Genomic DNA, 20,088 nt, shown 5'->3' with positions numbered 1-20,088 from the left:
TCGCTCGGCAAGGTATTAACAGGAAAATGGAGGATGGCGGATGCAACAAGAACGGGGCCGGACGAGCGGCCCGAACCCGGAATCGGAAGAGGTGCGCCTGCTGGCCAGGATAGCGGCCGGGGACCGTGTCGCCTTCGAGGCGCTGTACCGGGCGTATTTTCCGCGCCTGTCGCGCTTTATCGGCCGCATGGCGCGCAACGCGGCGCTGATCGAGGAAGTGGTCAACGATACCATGTTGGTGGTCTGGCAAAAGGCCGCCAGCTTCGACGGAACGTGCAAGGTGTCCACCTGGATCTTTGCGATTGCCTATCGCAAGACCCTGAAGGGCTTGAAGGCCAGCGACGAGCCGGTGGAATCGGACCCATCGCTGTACGAGGACGAGAGCGGCAACCAGCCGGAGCAGACCATGAAGCGCCAGCAATTGCAGCAGACCGTGGCCGAGGCGCTGGAACAACTGCCGGCGGCACAGCGCGCCGTAATGGTGCTAACCTACTATCACGACATGGCCTACAACGACATCGCCGAGGTGGTGGAGTGTCCGCTGAACACGGTAAAGACCCGCATGTTTCATGCGCGGCACAGATTGAAGGATTTGTTGTGGAACGAAAGAGAGAGCAGCCAATGAACGGGCGCATCTTCAGAATGGATATCCCGGCCCACCAGGCGGTGCAGGAACTGCTGCCCTGGTATGCGAGCGCGCAGCTGGCGCCGGACGAGGCACAACGGGTGCAGGAGCACTTGCAGGCTTGCGCCCAGTGCCGCAAGGACCTGGAATGGGAACGCGAACTGCGCGCCGAGGCCGCAGCATCGGACGCCCTGCCGGAAGGCGTGGACATGGAGCGCGCGCTGGCGCGGCTGATGCCGGCGCTCGGCCCGCAGGAACACACCGCATCCGTGCCGGCACCGGCCGTCGATGTCCGTGTGTCGTGGTGGCGCGCGGCGGCGGCCAACCAGCCGTCGTGGCTGCGCTGGACCGTGGCGGCGCAATGGGTGGCGATCATCGGCCTGGGCGCCCTGCTGCTGCGCCCGGACAGCGATCCGGCCCCCTACCGCGTGCTGGGCTCGGCCGTCAGCAGCGGCGGCAACCTGGTGGTGATCTTCCAGCCCGACACCACCGAACGCGAACTGCGCCGCATCCTGCAGGCCCAGGGCGCGCGCGTGGTCGACGGCCCGACCGTCACCGACGCCTACCTGCTCAACGTGCCGGCCGCCGGCCGCGAACGCGCCCTGCAGGGCTTGCGCGCCGACCCGGCCGTCAAACTGGCCGAGGCACTCGATGGGAGCACCGCACCTTGAACACCTACTGGCTCCGGGTCGGCGTGATGATGGCCAGCCTGGCCGGGCTGGCCGGCAATCCGCTTGCCGCGCGCGCCGCTGAAACGGCGCAGGCGGCGCCGCCGGCCGGCGATGAAATATTGCAGCCGGTGCTGGCGCCACCGAGCCACGTCCCCGGCGAGCACCAGCTGCTGGTGATGCTGCGCCTGCCGGCCACGCACTTCCGTCCGGACGCCAGCTACGGCGGCCGCTACATCGACGACAGCAGCCGCGCCGCGCGCCGCCGCCGCGCCGAGGAACTGGCCCGCCAGCACGGCCTGACGCTGGTAGACGACTGGCCAATGCCGGTGCTGGGCCTGGATTGCTACGTGATGCGCTACCCGGACCAGGACAACCCCGACCGCATCATCGCCCGGCTGGCGCACGACCCGCAGGTGGAATGGGCGCAGCCGGTATCGAGCTTCGAAGGCATGGCGACCATCCCCTCCCGCAATGCCGCCGACACGCCGCAGGCGCTGTCCGCCCCCGACGCGCTGTACCCGGTCCAGCCCGCCGCCCGCTACTGGCATGTGGCCGAACTGCACCGCCAGACCACCGGCCGCGACGTCCGCGTGGCCGTGGTCGACAGCGGCATCGACGACAGCCATCCCGACCTGCTGGGCCAGCTGGCGGTCAACGCCAACTTCGTCGACAACGGCGCCACCCCGGCCGAGAACCATGGCACCGCCGTGGCCGGCATCATCGCCGCGCGCGCCGGCCACGGCGGCATCCTCGGCGTGGCGCCGCAGGCCCGGCTGATGGGCTTGCGCGCCTGCTGGCAGCAGGCCGACCTGGCCACGCGCTGCAACAGCTTCACGCTCAGCAAGGCGCTCAACTACGCCATCCTGAACGGCGCCCAGGTTATCAACCTCAGCCTGGCCGGCCCGCCGGACCGGTTGCTGGACCGGCTGCTGGACGTGGCGCTGGAACGCGGCATCGGCGTGGTCGGCGCGATCGACGCCAAGGCCGGCGGGCCGGCCTTCCCGGCCAGCCATCGCGGCGTGCTGGCGGTGGCCTCGCAGGCCGAGGCCGGCAAGCAGAACCCTGTATCCAACGCCGTCGGCGATCCGCCGCTGCTGGCGCCCGGCAACGACGTACCGACCACGGCGCCCGGCGGGCGCTGGTCCTTTGTCAGCGGCAGCTCGTATGCGGCGGCCCACGTCAGCGGCATGCTGGCGCTGATGACGCAGCTGCAGCCGGGCGCCACGCCGGCACAGCTGCGTAACATGCTGCAACCCGGCGTAGCGTTAAACACTGTTAATATTGACGCATGCGCCACCATTTCCCGCCTGCTCCATCACTGCAGTTGTTCCTGTACCGCCGTCGGCCTCACGCAACGTGGCGTCGGTCCGTGACACTGCGTGCCACTCTTGTCCTCCTTACGATCCTGCCCGTGCTGCCCTGGCGGCCGGCCCTGGCCCAAGCCGATATCAGCGGCAGCGTCGCGCTGCAATCTGACTACCGCTACCGCGGCCAGTCGCTCGGCGACGACCGGCCGGCGCCGCAATTCACGCTCAACCTGGACCACGCCAGCGGCTGGTACGCCGGCCTGTTCGGCAGCGGCTTTTCGATAGCCGACACGCACGGCGCCAAGCTGCAAACCTACGGCGGCTATGCGCTGCGGCTGCGGTCGGGCTGGAGCGTGGAGGCCGGCTGCAGCCGCTCGTCGTACACCCAGCTGCACAATGCCGACTACAACGAATGCTACGCCGGCGCGTCCGGCGAGCGCTTCACCACGCGGCTGTACTACGCACCGCGCTACCTGGGGCGCATGGCGCGCGCCTGGTACGGCGAGGCCAATCTGTTCTATCCGGTCCACCCGCGCTTCAACCTGATCGCCCACGCCGGCCTGCTGCGCACCCAGCGCGGCCTGGGCTGGACGGGCACGCCGGCCAGCACGCGCTACGACCTCCGGCTGGGCGCTGGCATCCCGTTCGGCAACTGGACGGTGCAACTGGCGCGCGAGCAAACCCAGGACGACGGACCGCAATACAGCAACTACCCGGTGCACACGCCGCGCGCCTGGGTGCTCGGCGCCACCTACGCTTTCTGACAGTTTATTCAAGCGCCGGCAGAACCCCGCGACGGTGCGCAGGAATCCACGGGACATCAACCCTGATCCCGAAAGGAGTTGCCATGCGCACCCAATCTATCACCGCCCTGACCGTCCTCGCCCTGTCCGCCTGCGGCGGTGGCGGCTACTCCACGCCGATGGCGCCGGCACCGGTGGTCACGCCGCCGATGGCCGCCAGCCAGTTCAAAGTGAGCAAGCTGGTCGCCGACACCGCCGGCGGCGCGGCCCAGACCGACGCCAAACTGGTCAACGCCTGGGGCATCGCCTTCAACCCGACCGGCTTCGTCTGGGTCGCCAACAACGGCAGCTCCACCTCCACGCTGTATGACGGCAACGGCGTACTGCAATCGCTGGTGGTGGCCACGCCGCCCGCGCCGACCGGCATCGTCTACAACGGCAGCAGCGATTTCCGCGCCAGCCCCTTCCTGTTCGCCACCGAGAGCGGCAAGATCGCTGCCTGGTCGCCCAGCGTCGACCGCAACAACGCCCTCACCGTGTTCGATGGCGCCGGCGCGCAGGCAGTCTACAAGGGCCTGGCCATCGCCACCTGGAACAACGCCAACTATCTGTACGCGGCCGACTTCCACAACAACCGCGTCGACGTGTTCGACGCCGGCTTCAACAAGGTGACCCTGAGCGGCGCCTTCCGCGACGCCGCGCTGCCGGCCAACTACGCGCCGTTCGGCATCCAGGCCGTCGGCGACCGCATCTACGTTGCTTTTGCCCAGCGCGAGAGCTCCGGCGATGACGAGGTGGCCGGCGCGGGACTGGGCGCCATCGACGTGTTCGACACCGCCGGCAACCTGGTCAAGCAACTGGTCAAGGGCGGCGCGCTGAACGCGCCGTGGGGCATGGCGATGGCGCCGTCCAACTTCGGCAGTTTCAGCGGCAAGCTATTGGTGGGGAATTTCGGCGACGGCAAGATCAACGCCTACGATGCGACCAGCGGCGCCATGGCCGGCACGCTGTCCACGGCCGACGGCAGCGCCATCGTCATCGACGGTTTGTGGGGCATCGCGTTCGGCCCGGGCGTCAACAACCAGCCCACCAACACGCTGTTCTTCGCGGCCGGTCCGGGCGATGAAACACACGGGCTGTACGGCCGTATCGATATGCGCTAACGCCGCAGCCATGCGGCTTTCAAACCGTCCATGGCAAATAATGCTGGCCAAAAAGAGATTCATGAATTACAATTCACTTGTCTTTGGGGAAATACAAGTTACCAATAATCAACACCACGGGGAATCTCAAGAATGCATATCATGAATCTGATCAAATCCGCCGCGCTCGTCGCCCTGCTGTCCAGCGGCAGCGCCTTTGCTGCGCCAGTCGAACTGCTGATCAACGGCAGCTTCGAAGCCAACCATCAAACGGCCGGCACCTGGGCCAATTACGCCAACCTGACCGGCTGGACCGGCGGTGAGCACGGCATCGAGCTGCGCAACAACGTCGCCGGCGTTGCCGCCCAAGGCGTCAACTTCGTCGAGCTGGACACCAACAAAAACAGCAGCATGACCCAGTCCGTGCAGACCGTGCTCGGCCAGAAGTACACGCTGACGTTCCAGTTCGAGAACCGTCCGGGTGTGGCGATCTCGTCGCAAGGCCTGTCGGTGGACTGGGGTAATGCCGAGATCGCCCACGTCAACAACTCGCTGAACGGCGCCTGGGAAACCCGCACCTACTCGCTGATCGGCAACGGCAGCGCGATGAAGCTGAAGTTCATCGCCACCGGCACTTCGGACAGCTACGGCAGCTCGCTGGACAACGTCTCGCTGACCACCGCCGTGCCTGAGCCGGAAACCTATGCCATGATGCTGGCGGGCCTGGGCCTGGTCGGTGTGGTGGCGCGCCGCCGCAAGGCCGCCAAGTAATCTGGACTCATGTCCATAAAAAAAACGCCCTTCGGGGCGTTTTTTTGTTTCAGGCGCTGATCCGTCCGCGCAGCGCTTCGACCGAGGCGCGCCAGTCGGCGTAATGTTCGCTGTCGGCCCACAGTTCGCGCAACTCCGATTGATCCGACAGGATGCGCTCGATGGCACGGCCAGCCTTGTCGGCCAGGTCGGTGCGCGCGCGGGCCTTGGCCTTGCGCACATCCACCCACTCGTCGACGGCCGCGCTGTCCTCGCTGCGCTCGCCGCCCTTGCCCTGCAGCCGCGCCAGCACTTCCACCGCCACCAGCGCCTCGGCAGCGAACGGCGCTTCAAGCATCTCGCCCGGATGTTCCAGCGCCACGTCCAGCGTGTTTTCCACCGCCTCCAGGTTGCTGGTCTGCGCCAGGTCTTCCGCCCAATCCTGCGCGTAGTCGTTGCCGAACGCGTCCACCGCCCATGTTGCCATCGCTGCTCCTGTATTGTTTCGTGCGGCATTCTATCAGCGCACGTGCCGCCGGTCAGCCCTTGACGATGGCCTTGGCCGCCGGTCCGTCCTTCTGCGATTTGACCACCTGCATGGCGGTGGCGATCAAGCCGCTCATCTCGCCCAGGTTGGCCGGAATGATGATGGAGTTGTTGGTCTTGGCCAGCTGCGAGAAGGCGCCCACGTACTGCTCGGCCACCTTCAGGTTGACCGCGTCCTCGCCGCCCGGTTCGCGGATCGCCGCGCCCACCTGGCGCAGCGCCGACGCGTTCGCCTCGGCCAGCGCGACGATGGCGGCGGCCTGGCCCTGGGCGCGGTTGATGGCGGCCAGCTTGTCGCCCTCCGAGCGGGCGATCTGCGCCTCGCGTTCGCCGTTGGCGATGTTGATCTGTTCCTGCTTGCGGCCCTCCGAGGCCGAGATCAGCGCGCGCTTCTCGCGTTCGGCGGTGATCTGCGCCTGCATCGCGTGCAGGATTTCCTTCGGCGGCGTCAAGTCCTTGATCTCGTAGCGCAGCACCTTCACGCCCCAGTTGGCGGCCGATTCGTCGATGGCGTTGACGATGGCGGTGTTGATATGGTCGCGCTCCTCGAACGTCTTATCCAGTTCCATGCGGCCGATCACCGAGCGCAGGGTGGTCTGCGCCAGCTGCGTGATGGCGGTGATGTAGTTGGACGAGCCGTACGAGGCGCGCATGGCGTCGGTGATCTGGAAGTACAGGATGCCGTCCACCTGCAGCTGCGTGTTGTCGCGCGTGATGCAGACCTGCGGCGGCACGTCGAGTGGGATCTCCTTCAGGATATGCTTGTAGGCGATGCGGTCGACAAAGGGAATCACGATGTTCAGGCCGGGACCCAGCGTGGCGTGGTATTTGCCGAGCCGCTCGACCACCCACGCGTGCTGCTGCGGGACGACGTTGATGGTCTTGAAGACGAACACCAAGGCCAGGATGAAGATGATGAAGGTGACATTGCCGAAACTGATATCCATAAAACTCTCCGGTGGGTAAATCTTAAGCCGCCACGATCAGGCGGCTGCCGCGTACTTCGCGTATCGTGAACTGGCCTGGCGCCGGCGGCGTGCCCGGCGCCAGTTCCACATCCCACAGCGCGCCGCGATACATCACGCGCGCCGCGCCGTCCTGCCAGGCCGGCACGTGCACGGTCTGGCCGATGTCCATATTGACGTTGGGGTCGTGCTCGGCCTTCGCGCGGTTGATTAACTTGCCGAAGCGGCTGCGCCTCAGCAGCACGGTGGCGGCGATGCCGACCACGGCGGCGAACAAGGTCTGCGCGGCCATGCCAAAGCCCAGCAGCGCGGCCAGCGCGCCGGACACCAGGCCGATGGCGATCATCAGCAGGTAGAACGTTCCGCTGAACAGTTCCAGTATCACGGTGGCGCCGGCGGCGACCAACCAAAAACTCCAGTCAGCCATGATGCACTCCTCTCAGGTTTAAAAATGCAAAAACCCCCGCTTCCCGGTGCGGGCTGCGAGGGTTTTTGCGGCAAGGTGCGTTGGTATTGATAGAGTGATTGACTACTAAATTCGATAACTCCAGTCTAAACCAATTCGCGCTGACGTCAACTTATTTCAACTTCACTATTACTTTTGCAGCGCTGCCAGCTTCTGCCAGGTGTCGATCACCGAGTCCGGGTTCAGCGACATCGACTCGATGCCCTGCTCCATCAGCCAGACCGCGAAGTCCGGATGGTCGGAAGGACCCTGGCCGCAGATGCCGATGTACTTGCCCCGTGCGCGGCAGGCCTTGATCGCCATCGACAGCATGGCCTTGACCGCAGGATCGCGCTCGTCGAAGTCGGCCGCCAGCAGCGCCATGCCGGAATCGCGGTCCAGGCCCAGGGTCAGCTGGGTCAGGTCGTTGGAACCGATGGAGAAGCCGTCGAAGTGTTCGAGGAACTGGTCGGCCAGGATGGCGTTCGAAGGAACTTCGCACATCATGATCAGGCGCAGCTCGTTCTCGCCGCGTACCAGGCCGTTCTTGGCCAGCAGGTTGACGACCTTCTCGGCCTGGCCCAGCGTGCGCACGAACGGCACCATGATCTCGACGTTGGTCAGGCCCATGTCGTTACGCACGCGCTTCATGGCCTGGCATTCCATTTCGAATGCGCCGGCAAAGTCGGCCGCCAGGTAGCGCGCCGCGCCGCGGAAGCCCAGCATCGGGTTCTCTTCGTCCGGCTCGTAGCGCGAACCGCCGATCAGCTTTTTGTACTCGTTGGACTTGAAGTCCGACAGGCGCACGATGACCGGTTTCGGCCAGAAGGCGGCGGCGATGGTGGCGATCCCCTCGGCCAGCTTGTCGACGTAGAAGGCTTTCGGCGAGGCGTGGCCGCGCGCGACCGACTCCACCGCTTTCTTCAGGTCGGCGTCGATGTTCGGGTATTCCAGGATCGCCTTCGGGTGCACGCCGATGTTGTTGTTGATGATGAACTCAAGGCGCGCCAGGCCGACGCCGGCGTTCGGCACCGACTGGAAGTCGAAGGCCAGCTGCGGATTGCCGACGTTGAGCATGATCTTGGTCGGTAGCTTGGGCAGCTCGCCGCGCGACACTTCCGAGATTTCCGTTTCCAGCAGGCCGTCGTAGATCTTGCCCTCGTCGCCTTCGGCGCAGGACACGGTGACGAAGGTGCCGTCCTTGAGGATGTCGGTGGCGTCGCCGCAGCCGACTACCGCAGGCACGCCCAGTTCACGGGCGATGATCGCCGCGTGGCAGGTGCGGCCGCCGCGGTTGGTGACGATGGCCGAGGCGCGCTTCATGACCGGTTCCCAGTTCGGGTCGGTCATGTCGGCCACCAGCACGTCGCCAGGCTGCACGCGTTCCATGTCGGCCGGGTCGTGGATCACGCGTACCGGGCCGGCGCCGATCTTCTGGCCGATGGCGCGGCCGGAGGCCAGCACGGTGCCGGAGGATTTCAGCTTGAAGCGCTGCTGCACGTCGGTCGCCTTCTGCTGCGACTTGACGGTTTCAGGACGCGCCTGCAGGATGTACAGTTTGCCGTCGCGGCCATCCTTGCCCCACTCGATGTCCATCGGACGACCGTAGTGGTTCTCGATGATGACGGCGTACTTGGCCAGTTCCACCACTTCGGCGTCGTTCAGCGAGTAGCGGTTGCGCAGCTCGACCGGCACGTCCACGGTCTTGACCGAACGGCCAGCCTTGGCTTCGTTGGTGAACTCCATCTTCAGCAGCTTGGAGCCGATGTTGCGGCGGATGACGGGCGATTTGCCTTTTTCCAGCATCGGCTTGTGGACGTAGAATTCGTCCGGATTGACCGCGCCCTGCACCACCGTCTCGCCCAGGCCGTAGCTGGAGGTGACGAAGACCACGTCCTTGAAGCCGGACTCGGTGTCGATGGTGAACATCACGCCGGCCGCGCCCAGGTCGGAACGGACCATGCGCTGCACGCCGGCCGACAGCGCCACTTCGGCGTGGGTGAAGCCTTTGTGCACGCGGTAGGAGATGGCGCGGTCGTTGTACAGCGAGGCGAAGACGTGCTTCATCGCGTCGAGCACGTTTTCGATGCCGACCACGTTGAGGAAGGTCTCCTGCTGGCCGGCGAACGAGGCGTCCGGCAAATCTTCGGCGGTGGCCGAGGAGCGCACCGCGAACGACATCTCGGTGCTGGAATCGGCCACCAGCTGCTTATAGAAGCTCTCGATTTCCTGCTGCAGGCGTGGCTGGAACGGGGTTTCGACGATCCATTGACGGATCTCCGCGCCCGCTTGCGCCAGGGCGCGCACGTCGTCGATATTCAGGTCGGCCAGGCGATCGGCGATGCGCTCGGCCAGCGGCTTGCCGCCGTCGACGCTGTGCGACAGGAAGTCGCGGAAGGCCTGGGCCGTGGTGGCGAAGCCGCCCGGAACCCGGACGCCGGCGCCAGCCAGCTGGCTGATCATTTCGCCTAATGAGGCGTTTTTGCCGCCGACGGATTCAACATCCGTCATGCGCAAATGTTCGAACGATGCGACATATACCGCTCCGTTGCTCTGCTCCTTCAATGCTGCGTTGGACATAATGACACCCTTTTGATGATAGAAATCTTCCAGCGAGGCGCAGACTTTGTTTCTTGTTATTCTGGTCGTCGTGCAGCACAATCTTACCTATGGCGCCCATTCTACAGCCTGCGGCCCAAATTGACGATTCACAATATTGACAGGCCCTTTTTACATGACACAAGAACAACGTTCTTCCCTGCCCACAGTGGCCCGCACGGTCTTCTTTGTTTCCGACGGTACCGGCATCACGGCGGAAACCTTTGGTCACTCCGTATTGACCCAATTCGAGCTGCGCTTCCGCCAGTTCCGTCTGCCGTTCATCGATACGCTGGACAAGGCGCACGACGCGGTACGCAAGATTAACGAAGCCTTTGCAACCGACGGTCAACGCCCCATTATCTTTTCGACACTGGTCAAGACCGAGCTGTCGGATGTGATCCGCCAGTGCAAGGGCATGTATATGGACATGTTCCAAACATTTGTTGCGCCGTTGGAACAAGAGCTGGGCGTCAAGTCGACCCACACCATCGGCCGCTCGCACAACATCGTCGACAGCGAGGAATACAAAAACCGCATCGAGGCGATCAACTTCTCGCTGGCGCACGACGACGGCCAGTCGCACAAGAACCTGTCGTCGGCGGACGTGATCCTGGTCGGCGTGTCGCGCTCGGGCAAGACGCCGACCAGCCTGTACCTGGCGATGCAGTACGGGATCAAGGCGGCCAACTACCCGCTGATCCCGGACGACTTCGAGCGCGGCAAGCTGCCGTCCTCGCTGTACGAGTTCAAGTCCAAGATCTTCGGCCTGACCATTACGCCCGAGCGCCTGTCGGAGATCCGCAACGAGCGGCGCGCCGGCAGCAAATACGCGGCGCTGGAAAACTGCCGCTACGAAGTCAACGAGGCCGAGATGATGATGAAGCGCGAAGGCATACGCTGGCTGTCGTCGACCACCAAATCGATCGAGGAAATCTCCACCACCATCCTGCAGGAGATCAAGCCCAACCGGCGCGAGTACTGAGATGCGCCTGATTGCGCTGTTGTTCGCCGCCTTGGTACCGGTCGCGGCATGGGCGCAATCGACCGCCTTCGTGCACGTCAACGTGGTGCCGATGGACAGCGAGCATGTGCTGCGCGACCAGACGGTGCTGGTCAGGGACGGCCGCATCGAGGCGGTCGGCGCGGGGTTGCCGGCGCCGGGCGGCTACCGGATCGTTGACGGCCACGGTGCGGCATGGCTGTCGCCCGGCCTGGCCGACATGCACAGCCACTCCGAAACCCGCGACGACCTGGCGCTGTACCTGGCCAACGGCGTCACCACGCTGCTCAACATGGGTGGCGCCCGCCCCAACCTGGTCGACAGCATCGTGCCGGCCGTGGCGCGCGGCGCCCTGCCCGGCCCCCATGTCTACGCCAGCCTGATGGTGGACGGCACGCCGGACTACAACGGCCTGCAGGTGAAGACGCCGGCGCAGGCGCGCGCGGTAGTCGAACTGGCCGCCGCCAACGGCTACGACTTCATCAAGGTCTACACAGGGCTGGCGCCGGAGGTGTTCGGCGCGCTGGCCGAAGCGGGCCGCGCCCAGCGCATGCCGCTGGTGGGCCACGGCGTGACGGCCGTGCGGCTGGAGCGCCAGCTGGCGCAGGGCCAGGTGATGGTCGCCCATCTGGAGGAATTCTTTTATACGTTTTTCACGCCGCCCGGCGCGCAGGAAACCGACACGCCGCCCGATGACGCGCGCATCCCGGAGGCGGTGGCGCTGGCCAGGCGCTACGGCGCGGCGGTGGTCGCCGACGTGGTAACCTACCGCGCCATCGCCAGCCAGATCGGCCATCCCGAGGTGGTGCGGGCTTTGCTGGCCGCGCCCGAGACGGCATACCTGGCGCCGTCCGATATGCAGGCATGGCGCCGCAGCGGCTACGCCGGAAAATCGGCACGGCTGGAGGCCAAGCTGGCCTTCCTGCGCAAGCTGGCCAGAGCGCTGGCCGACGGCGGCGTCGAACTGCTGTCCGGCACCGACGCGCCATCTATCCCCGGCCTGGTGCCGGGCTACTCGCTGCACGATAACCTGGCCGAACTGGAAGGCGCGCACCTGAGCCGCTATCAGGCGCTGGCGACGGCCACCCGCGCACCGGGCGCCTTCATCGCCCGCACCAAGGGCGGCGTGCCGTTCGGCCAGGTGGTGGCCGGCTATCGCGCCGACCTGGTGCTGAGCGAGCACAATCCGCTCGATGGGCTGGCGACCTTGCGCGCGCCCCTGGGCGTCATGGCCGCGGGGCGCTGGTACGACCAGGCGGCGCTGGCCGCGCTGCTGGCCGGCGTGCGCGCCAGCTATCGGCCCGACTAGACCAGCGGCGGGTCGGTTTCGCGGGCGTAGGTGCGGCGACGCGCCAGCGCCGCCTCGAACTGCGCCAGCGCCGCGGCGTCCGCGCCGCGTTCGGCGATGATGACGCCGGGGTCGGGCTCGCCGTCCGGCAGTGCCTGCGGAATGCCTGCCGTGTACAGCAGCTGTGCGCCGTTACCGATCGCCAGCAGCGGCTTGTCGTGCCGGTACTGCAGCCGCACAAACTCCAGCGCCGCCACGTCGCGGTTGAGCGGCGTGCCGCCCGGCGTGTCGCTGTGCGGCACGTCGGCCGGCGCCAGGCCGGCGTAGGCGTCGGCGCGGTCCGGCACGATGGCGCCGTCCCACAGCACCGACGGCCCGGTCTCGAAGCTGATCTCCACATCCAGATCCGTGCCCGGCAGCTTGCCGATACGCTCGCCGATCAGGCGCGGCACGGCGCCGCCGTCCAGCAGGGCCGCGTACAGTTGGCGCACCTGCTCCGCCTCCACGCCGGGCGCCACCAGCAGCGCCACCTTCAGCGTCTTGATGCCGGTGGTGCCGGGCCGGCTGAACAGCGACAACGCCGGCGAGGCCGGATAGTCGTGTATCGGCAGGTCGGTCGACAATGGCAGCGCCGGCGGCACGGCCATGCCCAGGCCATCGGCCACGCCCTCCGCCAGCCGTTGGTCGACGTTGACCAGCCCCGCCAGCATGCGGCGCCGGATCGCCGGCGTCTGCACCCGCGTCAGTTCGAAGCGGAAGCCGGCGATGATGTGGTTCTGCTCCACCGCCGTCTGGCTCTTCCAGAACAGGCGCGCCTGCGAGTAGTGGTCGGCGAACAGCTCCGGCTTGCCGCGCACCTTGCTGGCCTGCTGCGGCTCGGGGAAGCTGACAAAGCCCTTGGCGCCGGCCTGGAACGGACAGCCGCCCGCCAGGGAATTGGGCTCGTAGTTCACGCGCCCGCGGTTGAGCGACTGCCGGTGCATGCCGTCGCGCTGGTTGTTGTGGATCTGCGCGAGCGGGGTGTTGATCGGGATCTCGTGGAAGTTGGCGCCGCCCAGGCGCGAGATCTGCGTGTCGATATAGGAGTGGATACGCCCTTGCAGCAGCGGATCGTCGCTGAAGTCGACTCCCGGCACCACGTGCGCGGCGCAGAATGCCACCTGCTCGGTCTCGGCGAAGAAGTTGTCGGGATTGCGGTCCAATACCATGCGGCCGATGGCCTGCACCTGCACCATCTCCTCCGGCACGATCTTGGTCGGGTCGAGGATATCGAAGGGGAACTGCGCCGCCTGCTCGGCGCTGAACAGCTGCACGCCCAGCTCCCACTCCGGGAACTGCCCGGCCTCGATGGCCTCCCACAGGTCGCGCCGGTGGAAGTCGGGATCGGCGCCCGTCAGCCGGGCCGCCTCGTCCCAGACCAGCGAGTGCGTGCCGGCCGTCGGCGTCCAGTGGAATTTGCAGAACAGCGAGGCGCCCTGCGCGTTCACCAGCCGGAAGGTGTGCACGCCGAAGCCCTGCATCATGCGGTAGCTGCGCGGGATCGCGCGGTCCGACAGGTGCCACATCAGCATGTGGGTGATCTCAGGGCTGAGCGAGGCGAAGTCCCAGAAGGTGTCGTGCGCGCTGGCCGCCTGCGGCATGCCGTTGTGCGGCTCGGGCTTGACCGAATGGATCAGGTCCGGGAACTTCATCGCGTCCTGGATGAAGAACACCGGGATGTTGTTGCCGACCAGGTCCCAGTTGCCTTCATCGGTATAGAACTTGACGGCGAAACCGCGCACGTCGCGCACCGTATCGGCCGAGCCGCGCTCGCCGGCCACCGTCGAGAAGCGCACGAACACCGGCGTACGCTTGCCGGCCGCGCCCAGCAGCGAGGCGCGCGTGATGGCGCTGTGGTCGGCGTAGCTTTCGAAGTAGCCGTGCGCCGCCGAGCCGCGCGCGTGCACCACGCGCTCGGGAATGCGCTCGTGGTCGAAATGGGTGATCTTCTCGCGCAGGATGAAGTCTTCCATCGCGGTCGGGCCGCGCAGGCCTATCTTCAGGCTGTCCTGGTTGTCCGCCACTTGCACGCCCTGGTTGGTGGTCAGTTCGCGGCCGCTGTCGTCGACCCGCACGCGGTCCAGCGGACCGTCCAGCGCGTTGGCGCCGAGGTCGGGCTGGCCGTCGCCGGCCTTGGGTGAGGCTACCGTCTCGGTGCTGGTGCTGGCGGTGGCGAAGGCGCCGGGCGGCTGGCGCGTCTCGCCGGCGTGCGGTGTGAAGGCGGCCTCGCCGTACTCCAGCGGCTTGGTCTCGTTGAACGGCATCGCGGCCGCAAGCTGCTCGTCGCCGGTGACTTTCTCCAGCAGCTGGCCGGCGATCGGATTCGGGGGGCCGAGCCGCGAGGGATGCGGCGGCTCGGCGGGGCCGGCCACCGTGCTGAGTATGGAACCGGCGCCATCTACCGCGCCGTCGTTGTCTTGGGGATTAGCCATGTCGCACCTCGTCTGAATGTCGCGCCGGCCCGGATGGACGGCGGCGATCCAGTGTGCGTTTCTTGGGCGTGCAGGAGTTTGACGGCGCTCAACCGGGCCCGGCATGCAGCGTTCAGGAAAAAAACCGAGGGTCGTAGATCCAGCGTCTGATAGTTGTCGCGGTAATGGAAGCCACATCCGGATGGCGCGGATTAATCAGCACGTTGTATGCACCGGTGAGATCATGGGCCGGATAGGCAGGCGCCTCGACGGCAATACGCCACAAGGGCGTGGTCATGCATAGGCTCCGCTCTGGCTCATGGACAGTAATTCAGCCACCAGCTTTTGCCCTTCGAACGTGTCCATGTAGCTTGCCGGCGTTGCGCCACCAAGCGCCGGCAGCGGCTTGGCCAGCCAGTCCGCAACCCAGCGCGCGGCGTCGAAACCGGCCGGCTCGCCGGACTCCTCCACCATCGCCTGCACTTTGCCGATCAAGGACACCACGCCCAGCACACGCTCGGACTCATCTTTCGACAACGCTGTCTCGTCCTTCTCCTTGCGGCTGATGGTCGCGCGGGACAGGCCGAGGCTGCCGAGCAGCAGTTCTTTACTCATCCCCATCGCTGAGGAAAGCTCACCGACCATCGAGGCCGGAATCCCCTTACGTATCGCGGCAATGCGGGTTTGCGGATCAACTCGATAGAGCTTCGTCACGTCGGCTGGCGCGGGCTCTGCCAATGCCTTACGAAAGAGGCGTTTCTCAAGCGCTTTGGAAGCTGGCATGACCTTCTCCTTTGAGACTGTAGCATAGCTCAAATGAGGCAAGCAGCCCTGTTTCAGAAGAAGTGCTGCCAGTCCGCCAGCCAGGCCGGGAACTCCTCCACCGGCATAGGCTTGGCGATGTAATAGCCCTGGGCGTAGGTGCAGCCCAGCCCTTGCAGGAAGTCCCAATCCTGCTTGGTCTCGACGCCGACCGCCACCGAGCGCCGATCCAGGCTGCGCGCCAGCCCGAGGCAGGAGCGCAGCACCGTGCCGATGGCCTGCTTCTTGGAAGCGCCGTCGACAAAGCTGCGGTCTATCTTCAGTTCGGAGAACGGGATGCGCGCCAGCAGTTGCAGGTTGCTGCGGCCGGTGCCATAGTCGTCGATGGCCAGGCCGAAGCCCTTCATGCGCAGGCGCAGCAGCCGTTCGAGGAAATGCGGATCGGTGGTCAGCACCGCCGATTCGGTCATCTCGAAGGTGATGTAGTCGGCCATGATGCGATGGCGGTCCAGACAGGCCGCGATCTGCTCCATGAACTGCGGATGCGCCAGGGTGCCCTGGTCGACATTGATGGAAAACGAAATCGGAATGCCCTGGTCGTGCAAGGTGCGGCAGGCCGCCACCGACTTCTCGATCATGCTCCAGTCGAGAAAGTCGATGCGCCGGTTATCCTCCAGCACCTGCATGAACGACGCCGGCCCCAGCACGCCGTACAGCGGATGGCGCCAGCGCGCGAACATCTCCAGCCCCTTGACCTGCCCGGTCTCCAGCTCGATCTTGGGCTGGAAGAAGGGATCGAACTCGCGCATCTGCAAGCCCTGCCCCACTTCGGCGAAGGAGATCGGCGGCGTGTTGGCATGACCCCCGCCGGCGCGCGCCTCCCCTGGTTGCAGATGGTTGGCGATGAGCGCCTCGAGCCGGCTGCCGATCACCGGCTTGCCGATCGCGCCCAGCATATTGATGCCGTAGGCCGCCGCCATCGTCTCCACGGAGAACAGCACCGCGTTCGACTGCGCGCCCACCACCACCACGCCCACGCGCGATTTGGCGTCGGCCAGGCGGCGTATCAGCTCCAGCGCGTCCATGCCCGGCAGCGCCAGGTCGATGATGGCGATGTCCACCGGCGGCGTGATGCCGGCGCTGAAATGGCGCAGCGCCGTGTGGCCGTCGGGCGCCTGCGTGATCCGGCCCACGCCCAGGTGCACCAGGATATCGGCCAGCGCATGGCGTTGTACCTGATCCCCCTCGGCCACCAGAAAGTGCAACTGCGCGATATCCATCGACGGCTCCAAAAAGTCGTTTATGTCTGATTCTGCCTGACTTGCTCGAAAAAGCATACTGCCGCGCATGCGGCGACGTTCAGCGACTCGACCTGGCCCAGGTGCGGTATCACCACCTGATGGGTCGCCATCGACAGCAGGTCATCCGCGACGCCCTGCCCTTCGTGGCCGAACAGCCACGCCACCGGCTGGCGCAGGTCGACGTCGTACAGGCGCTGGGTGGCGTAGCCGCTGGTGGCCAGCGAGGTCACTTTTGACGCCGCCACCAGCTGCGCCAGGTCGACGTTTTCAAAGATGTCGAGCACAAAATGCGCCCCCATGGCCGCGCGCAGCACCTTGGGCGACCAGCAGAACGCCGAACCGGCGCTGCAATACACCTGGGTGATGCCGGCCGCCGCCGCGCTGCGCAGGATGGAGCCGACGTTGCCGGGGTCCTGCACGTTATCGAGCAGCACCGCCGACACGGCCAGCGGCTCGGTCACGGCGCGCTCCGGCGTCTCGATCAGGAACATCACGCCGACACCATGTTCGACCTGGCTGACGGCGTTGTACAGCGCGTCGGGCAATCCCAGTACGTGCGCATGCCGCGCCTCCAGCTGGCCGACAATCTCCATCACCTCCGGGTTGTGCAGCGCCGATTCGCTGACCACGCACTGCTCCGGCAGGCCGCGCAGCTGCAGGTAGGCCTGGCACAGGTGCACGCCGTCCAGCAAGGTGCGGCCGGACTTGCGGCGCGCCTGCGAACTGCCGGCCAGCTTGACCAGTTCCTTGTATTGCGCGTTGTCGCGCGAGGTGATGGTCTTCATGCGGTTCCCCCTGCGCGCAGCGCGAATTCCTCCAGCACCGCCCGCACCGGCGCGAACGAGCGGCGATGCACCGGCGAGGCGCCGTGCTCGCGCAGGCGCTCGAGGTGCAGCGCCGTGCCGTAGCCCTTGTGCTGGTCGAAGCAGTACTGCGGATAGCGCGCGTGCAGCGTCACCAGCGCGGCGTCGCGCGCGGTCTTGGCCAGGATGGACGCGGCCGAAATCGCGTCGACCTTGTCGTCGCCGCCGATCACCGCGATGCTCTGGATCTTCATCACCGGGCAGCGGTTGCCGTCGATCAGGGCCAGCGTCGGCACGGTGCTCAGCGCCTCCACCGCGCGCCGCATCGCCAGCATCGACGCCTGCAGGATATTGAGCTTGTCGATTTCCTCTTCCGACGCCTCGGCGATCGCCCACGCCAGTGCGTTGGCCTTGATTAGCGGCGCCAGCATGTCGCGCTTGGCTTCGGTCAGCTTCTTCGAATCGCGCAGGCCTTCGATCGGACGCGAGACGTCCAGGATCACGGCCGCCGCGTACACCGGGCCGGCCAGCGGACCGCGGCCCGCCTCGTCGACGCCGCAAATGATTTCATCGGGCGAGTCGGGCAGGAAGTCGAACAGGCCGGGGGTTGGGTTTTTCACGTCAGATACTCAAATCACATAAATCATCGTCATTCCCGCGCAGGCGGGAATCCATGGAACATTGGCCTGGACGCTCAGCATGGATTCCCGCGTGCGCGGGAATGACAGGCTGGCTATCCGGCTTTAATCACTTTCAATACAGCGGCCGCGCTCTCCACCGCGCTGTTGCGCAGCAGGCTGTGATGCATCTCGGTGAAGCGCTCGGTCAGCCGCAGGCGATGCGGCGCATCGCTCAGCTGCTTCCACATGGCTTCCGCCAGCGCCGCCGGATTGGCGGCGTTCTGCAGCAGCTCAGGCACCAGGAACTCGCGCGCCAGGATGTTCGGCATGCCGATCCACGGCTGGTAGTTGAAGTGGCGCAGGATCTGCCATTCCAGCTCCGCCATCCGATAGGCTATCACCATCGGCTTCTTGAACAGCGCCACCTCCAGCGACGCCGTGCCCGACGCCACCAGCACCGCGTCGGCCGCGGCGATCGCCGTGTGCGATTGCCCGTCCAGCAGCTGCACGTCGACGTCCTGCAGGCCGGCCTGCGCCACCAGTTCGAGGAAATACTGGCGCTGGCGCTCGCCCGCCATCGGCGCCACGAAACGCAGCGAACGGTCGCGCTGCTTGAGCAGCCGCGCCGCCGTGATGAAGGCCACCGTGTTGTACTTGATCTCGGACATGCGGCTGCCCGGCATGATGGTCACCACATTGGCGTCCTCCGGCAGACCCAGCGCGCGCCGCGCGGCCGCCACGTCCGGCGTCAGCGGGATCAGCTCCGCCAGCGGATGGCCGACATAGCTGACCGGCACGCCGGCCTGGCGGTAGATCTCCTCCTCGAAAGGAAACACCACCAGCATGTGCGACACCGCCCGGATGATCTTCTTGATGCGGCCACCGCGCCAGGCCCAGATCTGCGGCCCGATGTAGTGGATGGTCGGTATCCCGGCCGCCTTGAGCTGCTCTTCCAGCCCCAGGTTAAAGCCCGGATAGTCGGCGCCGATGAAGGCCGCCGGCCGCTCGGCCAGCAGCTGGTCGCGCAGCTGGTTCTGGATGCCCTTGATTTCGCGGTAGCGCGGGATCACGGCCAGCAGGCCGCGCACGGTCAGCTTGTCCATCGGCCAATGCGACTCGAAGCCTTGCGCCATCATGTGTTCGCCGCCGATGCCGTGGAAGCGCGCTTCCGGCAAGTGCGGGCGCAGGCCGGACAACAGCCGCGCCGCCAGCAGGTCGCCCGACGGCTCGCCCGCCACCAGCGCCACCGACAGCGGCGGCGTGGCCGACGGCGTCAGGTCAGCGGACGATGCCACGGCTGGCGACATTGAGGAATTCGCGCATCGAGCGGATCTGCTCCGCCGCTGCCGGCATCGCATCTTCTTCCGCCTGCAAGGCGACCTTGGCCTCTTCCAGCGTCAGGCCGGAACGGTAGATCAGCTTATACGCGGTGCGGATGCCGTTGATCTGCTCGCGCGTGAAGCCGCGCCGCTTCAGGCCTTCGATGTTGACGCCGTGGGCCTGCGCCGGATTCCCGTTCAACAGCACGAACGGCGGCACATCCTGGGTCAGCGAAGTGCTCATGCCGACAAAAGCGTGCGCGCCGATCTTGCAGAACTGGTGCACATTGGCGAAGCCGCTCATGATCACCCAGTCGCCGATTTCGACGTGGCCGGCGATCTGCGCGTTGTTCGAGAAGATGGTGTTGCTGCCGACCTGGCAGTCGTGCGCCAGGTGGACGTAGGCCGAGATCCAGTTGTCGTTGCCCAGCGAGGTCACGCCCTTGTCCTGCACCGTGCCGGTGTTGAAGGTGCAGAACTCGCGGATGGTGTTGCGGTCGCCGATGGTCAGGCGGGTCGGCTCGCCGTTCCACTTCTTGTCCTGCGGCGCGGCACCGATCGACGAGAACTGGAAGAACTTGTTGTCGCTGCCGATGGTGGTGTTGCCCTCGATGACCACGTGCGGACCGACCACGGTGCGCGCGCCGATCACCACGTTCGGGCCGATCACCGAATACGGGCCCACCTCGACGGATTCATCGAGCTGCGCCTTCGAATCGACGATGGCGGTGGCGTGAATCTTGGCCATGA

Annotated in this window: 20 protein-coding genes; 8 read left to right on the top strand and 12 right to left on the bottom strand. The window is 66.1% G+C overall.

Annotated elements, in window-relative coordinates; all coding sequences use genetic code 11:
* Positions 1-40 precede the first annotated feature (40 nt).
* The 6 genes from ACEN9O_RS21795 to ACEN9O_RS21770 all read left to right on the top strand — a co-directional run bounded on the left by ACEN9O_RS21795 (position 41) and on the right by ACEN9O_RS21770 (position 5,259).
* Positions 41-625 carry an RNA polymerase sigma factor gene (locus tag ACEN9O_RS21795; RefSeq protein ID WP_495613896.1) on the top strand — a complete coding sequence of 195 codons (585 nt, stop codon included), beginning with the start codon at positions 41-43 and terminating at the stop codon, positions 623-625.
* Complete coding sequence (locus ACEN9O_RS21790; RefSeq protein WP_495613895.1) at positions 622-1,296, top strand: anti-sigma factor family protein; 675 nt, start codon at positions 622-624, stop codon at positions 1,294-1,296. The genes ACEN9O_RS21795 and ACEN9O_RS21790 overlap by 4 nt, the downstream gene beginning before the upstream one ends.
* Entirely contained in the window at positions 1,293-2,669 is a 1,377-nt protein-coding gene (locus tag ACEN9O_RS21785) for a S8 family peptidase (RefSeq protein WP_495613894.1), read from the top strand. Before ACEN9O_RS21790 ends, ACEN9O_RS21785 begins: the two co-directional genes overlap by 4 nt.
* A 38-nt stretch (positions 2,670-2,707) precedes the next feature.
* Positions 2,708-3,367 (top strand): TorF family putative porin, encoded by a 660-nt coding sequence (locus tag ACEN9O_RS21780; protein ID WP_495613893.1) that lies wholly within the window; start codon positions 2,708-2,710, stop codon positions 3,365-3,367.
* Between the two features lie 83 nt (positions 3,368-3,450).
* A complete protein-coding gene (locus ACEN9O_RS21775; protein WP_495613892.1) occupies positions 3,451-4,509 on the top strand; it encodes a TIGR03118 family protein in 1,059 nt (352 codons plus the stop codon).
* Between the two features lie 141 nt (positions 4,510-4,650).
* Positions 4,651-5,259 carry an FxDxF family PEP-CTERM protein gene (locus ACEN9O_RS21770; protein ID WP_495613891.1) on the top strand — a complete coding sequence of 203 codons (609 nt, stop codon included), beginning with the start codon at positions 4,651-4,653 and terminating at the stop codon, positions 5,257-5,259.
* 49 nt (positions 5,260-5,308) lie between these two features.
* On the opposite strand, the gene ACEN9O_RS21765 is transcribed toward ACEN9O_RS21770, so the two are convergent.
* The 4 genes from ACEN9O_RS21765 to ppsA all read right to left on the bottom strand — a co-directional run bounded on the left by ACEN9O_RS21765 (position 5,309) and on the right by ppsA (position 9,774).
* Positions 5,309-5,725, bottom strand: coding sequence for a DUF4259 domain-containing protein (locus ACEN9O_RS21765; RefSeq protein ID WP_495613890.1), 417 nt, complete (start codon positions 5,723-5,725; stop codon positions 5,309-5,311).
* Between the two features lie 52 nt (positions 5,726-5,777).
* Positions 5,778-6,731 carry an SPFH domain-containing protein gene (locus ACEN9O_RS21760; RefSeq protein ID WP_495613889.1) on the bottom strand — a complete coding sequence of 318 codons (954 nt, stop codon included), beginning with the start codon at positions 6,729-6,731 and terminating at the stop codon, positions 5,778-5,780.
* 22 nt (positions 6,732-6,753) lie between these two features.
* A complete protein-coding gene (locus ACEN9O_RS21755) occupies positions 6,754-7,176 on the bottom strand; it encodes an NfeD family protein (RefSeq protein WP_495613888.1) in 423 nt (140 codons plus the stop codon).
* 168 nt (positions 7,177-7,344) lie between these two features.
* Positions 7,345-9,774 carry a phosphoenolpyruvate synthase gene (gene ppsA / locus ACEN9O_RS21750; protein ID WP_495613887.1) on the bottom strand — a complete coding sequence of 810 codons (2,430 nt, stop codon included), beginning with the start codon at positions 9,772-9,774 and terminating at the stop codon, positions 7,345-7,347.
* A 154-nt stretch (positions 9,775-9,928) separates the two neighbouring features.
* On the opposite strand from ppsA, the gene ppsR reads away from it, so the two are divergent.
* Both ppsR and ACEN9O_RS21740 read left to right on the top strand, forming a co-directional pair.
* Positions 9,929-10,777: a posphoenolpyruvate synthetase regulatory kinase/phosphorylase PpsR gene (gene ppsR / locus ACEN9O_RS21745; RefSeq protein ID WP_495613886.1), complete on the top strand. Its 849-nt coding sequence runs from the start codon at positions 9,929-9,931 to the stop codon at positions 10,775-10,777.
* A 1-nt stretch (position 10,778) separates the two neighbouring features.
* Positions 10,779-12,104, top strand: a complete 1,326-nt coding sequence (locus tag ACEN9O_RS21740; RefSeq protein WP_495613885.1) for an amidohydrolase family protein — start codon at positions 10,779-10,781, stop codon at positions 12,102-12,104.
* On the opposite strand, the gene ACEN9O_RS21735 is transcribed toward ACEN9O_RS21740, so the two are convergent.
* From ACEN9O_RS21735 to lpxA, 8 genes are all read right to left on the bottom strand, one after another.
* Positions 12,101-14,554 (bottom strand): catalase, encoded by a 2,454-nt coding sequence (locus ACEN9O_RS21735; RefSeq protein ID WP_495613884.1) that lies wholly within the window; start codon positions 14,552-14,554, stop codon positions 12,101-12,103. The two genes, ACEN9O_RS21740 and ACEN9O_RS21735, sit on opposite strands and share 4 nt — an antisense overlap.
* Before the next feature lie 112 nt (positions 14,555-14,666).
* Positions 14,667-14,831 (bottom strand): hypothetical protein, encoded by a 165-nt coding sequence (locus ACEN9O_RS21730; RefSeq protein WP_495613883.1) that lies wholly within the window; start codon positions 14,829-14,831, stop codon positions 14,667-14,669.
* Positions 14,828-15,316 carry an Xre family toxin-antitoxin system antitoxin gene (locus ACEN9O_RS21725; protein ID WP_495613882.1) on the bottom strand — a complete coding sequence of 163 codons (489 nt, stop codon included), beginning with the start codon at positions 15,314-15,316 and terminating at the stop codon, positions 14,828-14,830. Before ACEN9O_RS21725 ends, ACEN9O_RS21730 begins: the two co-directional genes overlap by 4 nt.
* 53 nt (positions 15,317-15,369) lie before the next feature.
* Positions 15,370-16,575 carry an EAL domain-containing response regulator gene (locus ACEN9O_RS21720; RefSeq protein WP_495613881.1) on the bottom strand — a complete coding sequence of 402 codons (1,206 nt, stop codon included), beginning with the start codon at positions 16,573-16,575 and terminating at the stop codon, positions 15,370-15,372.
* Between the two features lie 20 nt (positions 16,576-16,595).
* Entirely contained in the window at positions 16,596-17,381 is a 786-nt protein-coding gene (locus ACEN9O_RS21715; RefSeq protein WP_495613880.1) for a TrmH family RNA methyltransferase, read from the bottom strand.
* Positions 17,378-18,019 (bottom strand): ribonuclease HII, encoded by a 642-nt coding sequence (gene rnhB / locus ACEN9O_RS21710; RefSeq protein WP_495613879.1) that lies wholly within the window; start codon positions 18,017-18,019, stop codon positions 17,378-17,380. The genes ACEN9O_RS21715 and rnhB overlap by 4 nt, the downstream gene beginning before the upstream one ends.
* Before the next feature lie 113 nt (positions 18,020-18,132).
* The gene (gene lpxB, locus ACEN9O_RS21705; protein WP_495613878.1) at positions 18,133-19,326 is read right to left on the bottom strand and encodes a lipid-A-disaccharide synthase; all 1,194 of its coding nucleotides are present in this window, start codon (positions 19,324-19,326) and stop codon (positions 18,133-18,135) included.
* Complete coding sequence (gene lpxA, locus ACEN9O_RS21700; RefSeq protein WP_495613877.1) at positions 19,298-20,086, bottom strand: acyl-ACP--UDP-N-acetylglucosamine O-acyltransferase; 789 nt, start codon at positions 20,084-20,086, stop codon at positions 19,298-19,300. The genes lpxB and lpxA overlap by 29 nt, the downstream gene beginning before the upstream one ends.
* Positions 20,087-20,088 lie beyond the last annotated feature (2 nt).

The sequence above is a fragment of the Duganella sp. Dugasp78 genome (assembly GCF_059491455.1).
This window is presented reverse-complemented; position numbering and strand designations above follow the sequence as displayed.

Coding starts and splice junctions, on each gene's coding strand:
- ACEN9O_RS21795 (WP_495613896.1), top strand. CDS start 41: ATGCAACAAGAACGGGGCCGGACGAGCGGCCCGAACCCGGAATCGGAA.
- ACEN9O_RS21790 (WP_495613895.1), top strand. CDS start 622: ATGAACGGGCGCATCTTCAGAATGGATATCCCGGCCCACCAGGCGGTG.
- ACEN9O_RS21775 (WP_495613892.1), top strand. CDS start 3,451: ATGCGCACCCAATCTATCACCGCCCTGACCGTCCTCGCCCTGTCCGCC.
- ACEN9O_RS21770 (WP_495613891.1), top strand. CDS start 4,651: ATGAATCTGATCAAATCCGCCGCGCTCGTCGCCCTGCTGTCCAGCGGC.
- ACEN9O_RS21765 (WP_495613890.1), bottom strand. CDS start 5,725: ATGGCAACATGGGCGGTGGACGCGTTCGGCAACGACTACGCGCAGGAT.
- ACEN9O_RS21760 (WP_495613889.1), bottom strand. CDS start 6,731: ATGGATATCAGTTTCGGCAATGTCACCTTCATCATCTTCATCCTGGCC.
- ACEN9O_RS21755 (WP_495613888.1), bottom strand. CDS start 7,176: ATGGCTGACTGGAGTTTTTGGTTGGTCGCCGCCGGCGCCACCGTGATA.
- ppsA (WP_495613887.1), bottom strand. CDS start 9,774: ATGTCCAACGCAGCATTGAAGGAGCAGAGCAACGGAGCGGTATATGTC.
- ppsR (WP_495613886.1), top strand. CDS start 9,929: ATGACACAAGAACAACGTTCTTCCCTGCCCACAGTGGCCCGCACGGTC.
- ACEN9O_RS21740 (WP_495613885.1), top strand. CDS start 10,779: ATGCGCCTGATTGCGCTGTTGTTCGCCGCCTTGGTACCGGTCGCGGCA.
- ACEN9O_RS21735 (WP_495613884.1), bottom strand. CDS start 14,554: ATGGCTAATCCCCAAGACAACGACGGCGCGGTAGATGGCGCCGGTTCC.
- ACEN9O_RS21730 (WP_495613883.1), bottom strand. CDS start 14,831: ATGACCACGCCCTTGTGGCGTATTGCCGTCGAGGCGCCTGCCTATCCG.
- ACEN9O_RS21725 (WP_495613882.1), bottom strand. CDS start 15,316: ATGCCAGCTTCCAAAGCGCTTGAGAAACGCCTCTTTCGTAAGGCATTG.
- ACEN9O_RS21720 (WP_495613881.1), bottom strand. CDS start 16,575: ATGGATATCGCGCAGTTGCACTTTCTGGTGGCCGAGGGGGATCAGGTA.
- ACEN9O_RS21715 (WP_495613880.1), bottom strand. CDS start 17,381: ATGAAGACCATCACCTCGCGCGACAACGCGCAATACAAGGAACTGGTC.
- lpxB (WP_495613878.1), bottom strand. CDS start 19,326: ATGTCGCCAGCCGTGGCATCGTCCGCTGACCTGACGCCGTCGGCCACG.
- lpxA (WP_495613877.1), bottom strand. CDS start 20,086: ATGGCCAAGATTCACGCCACCGCCATCGTCGATTCGAAGGCGCAGCTC.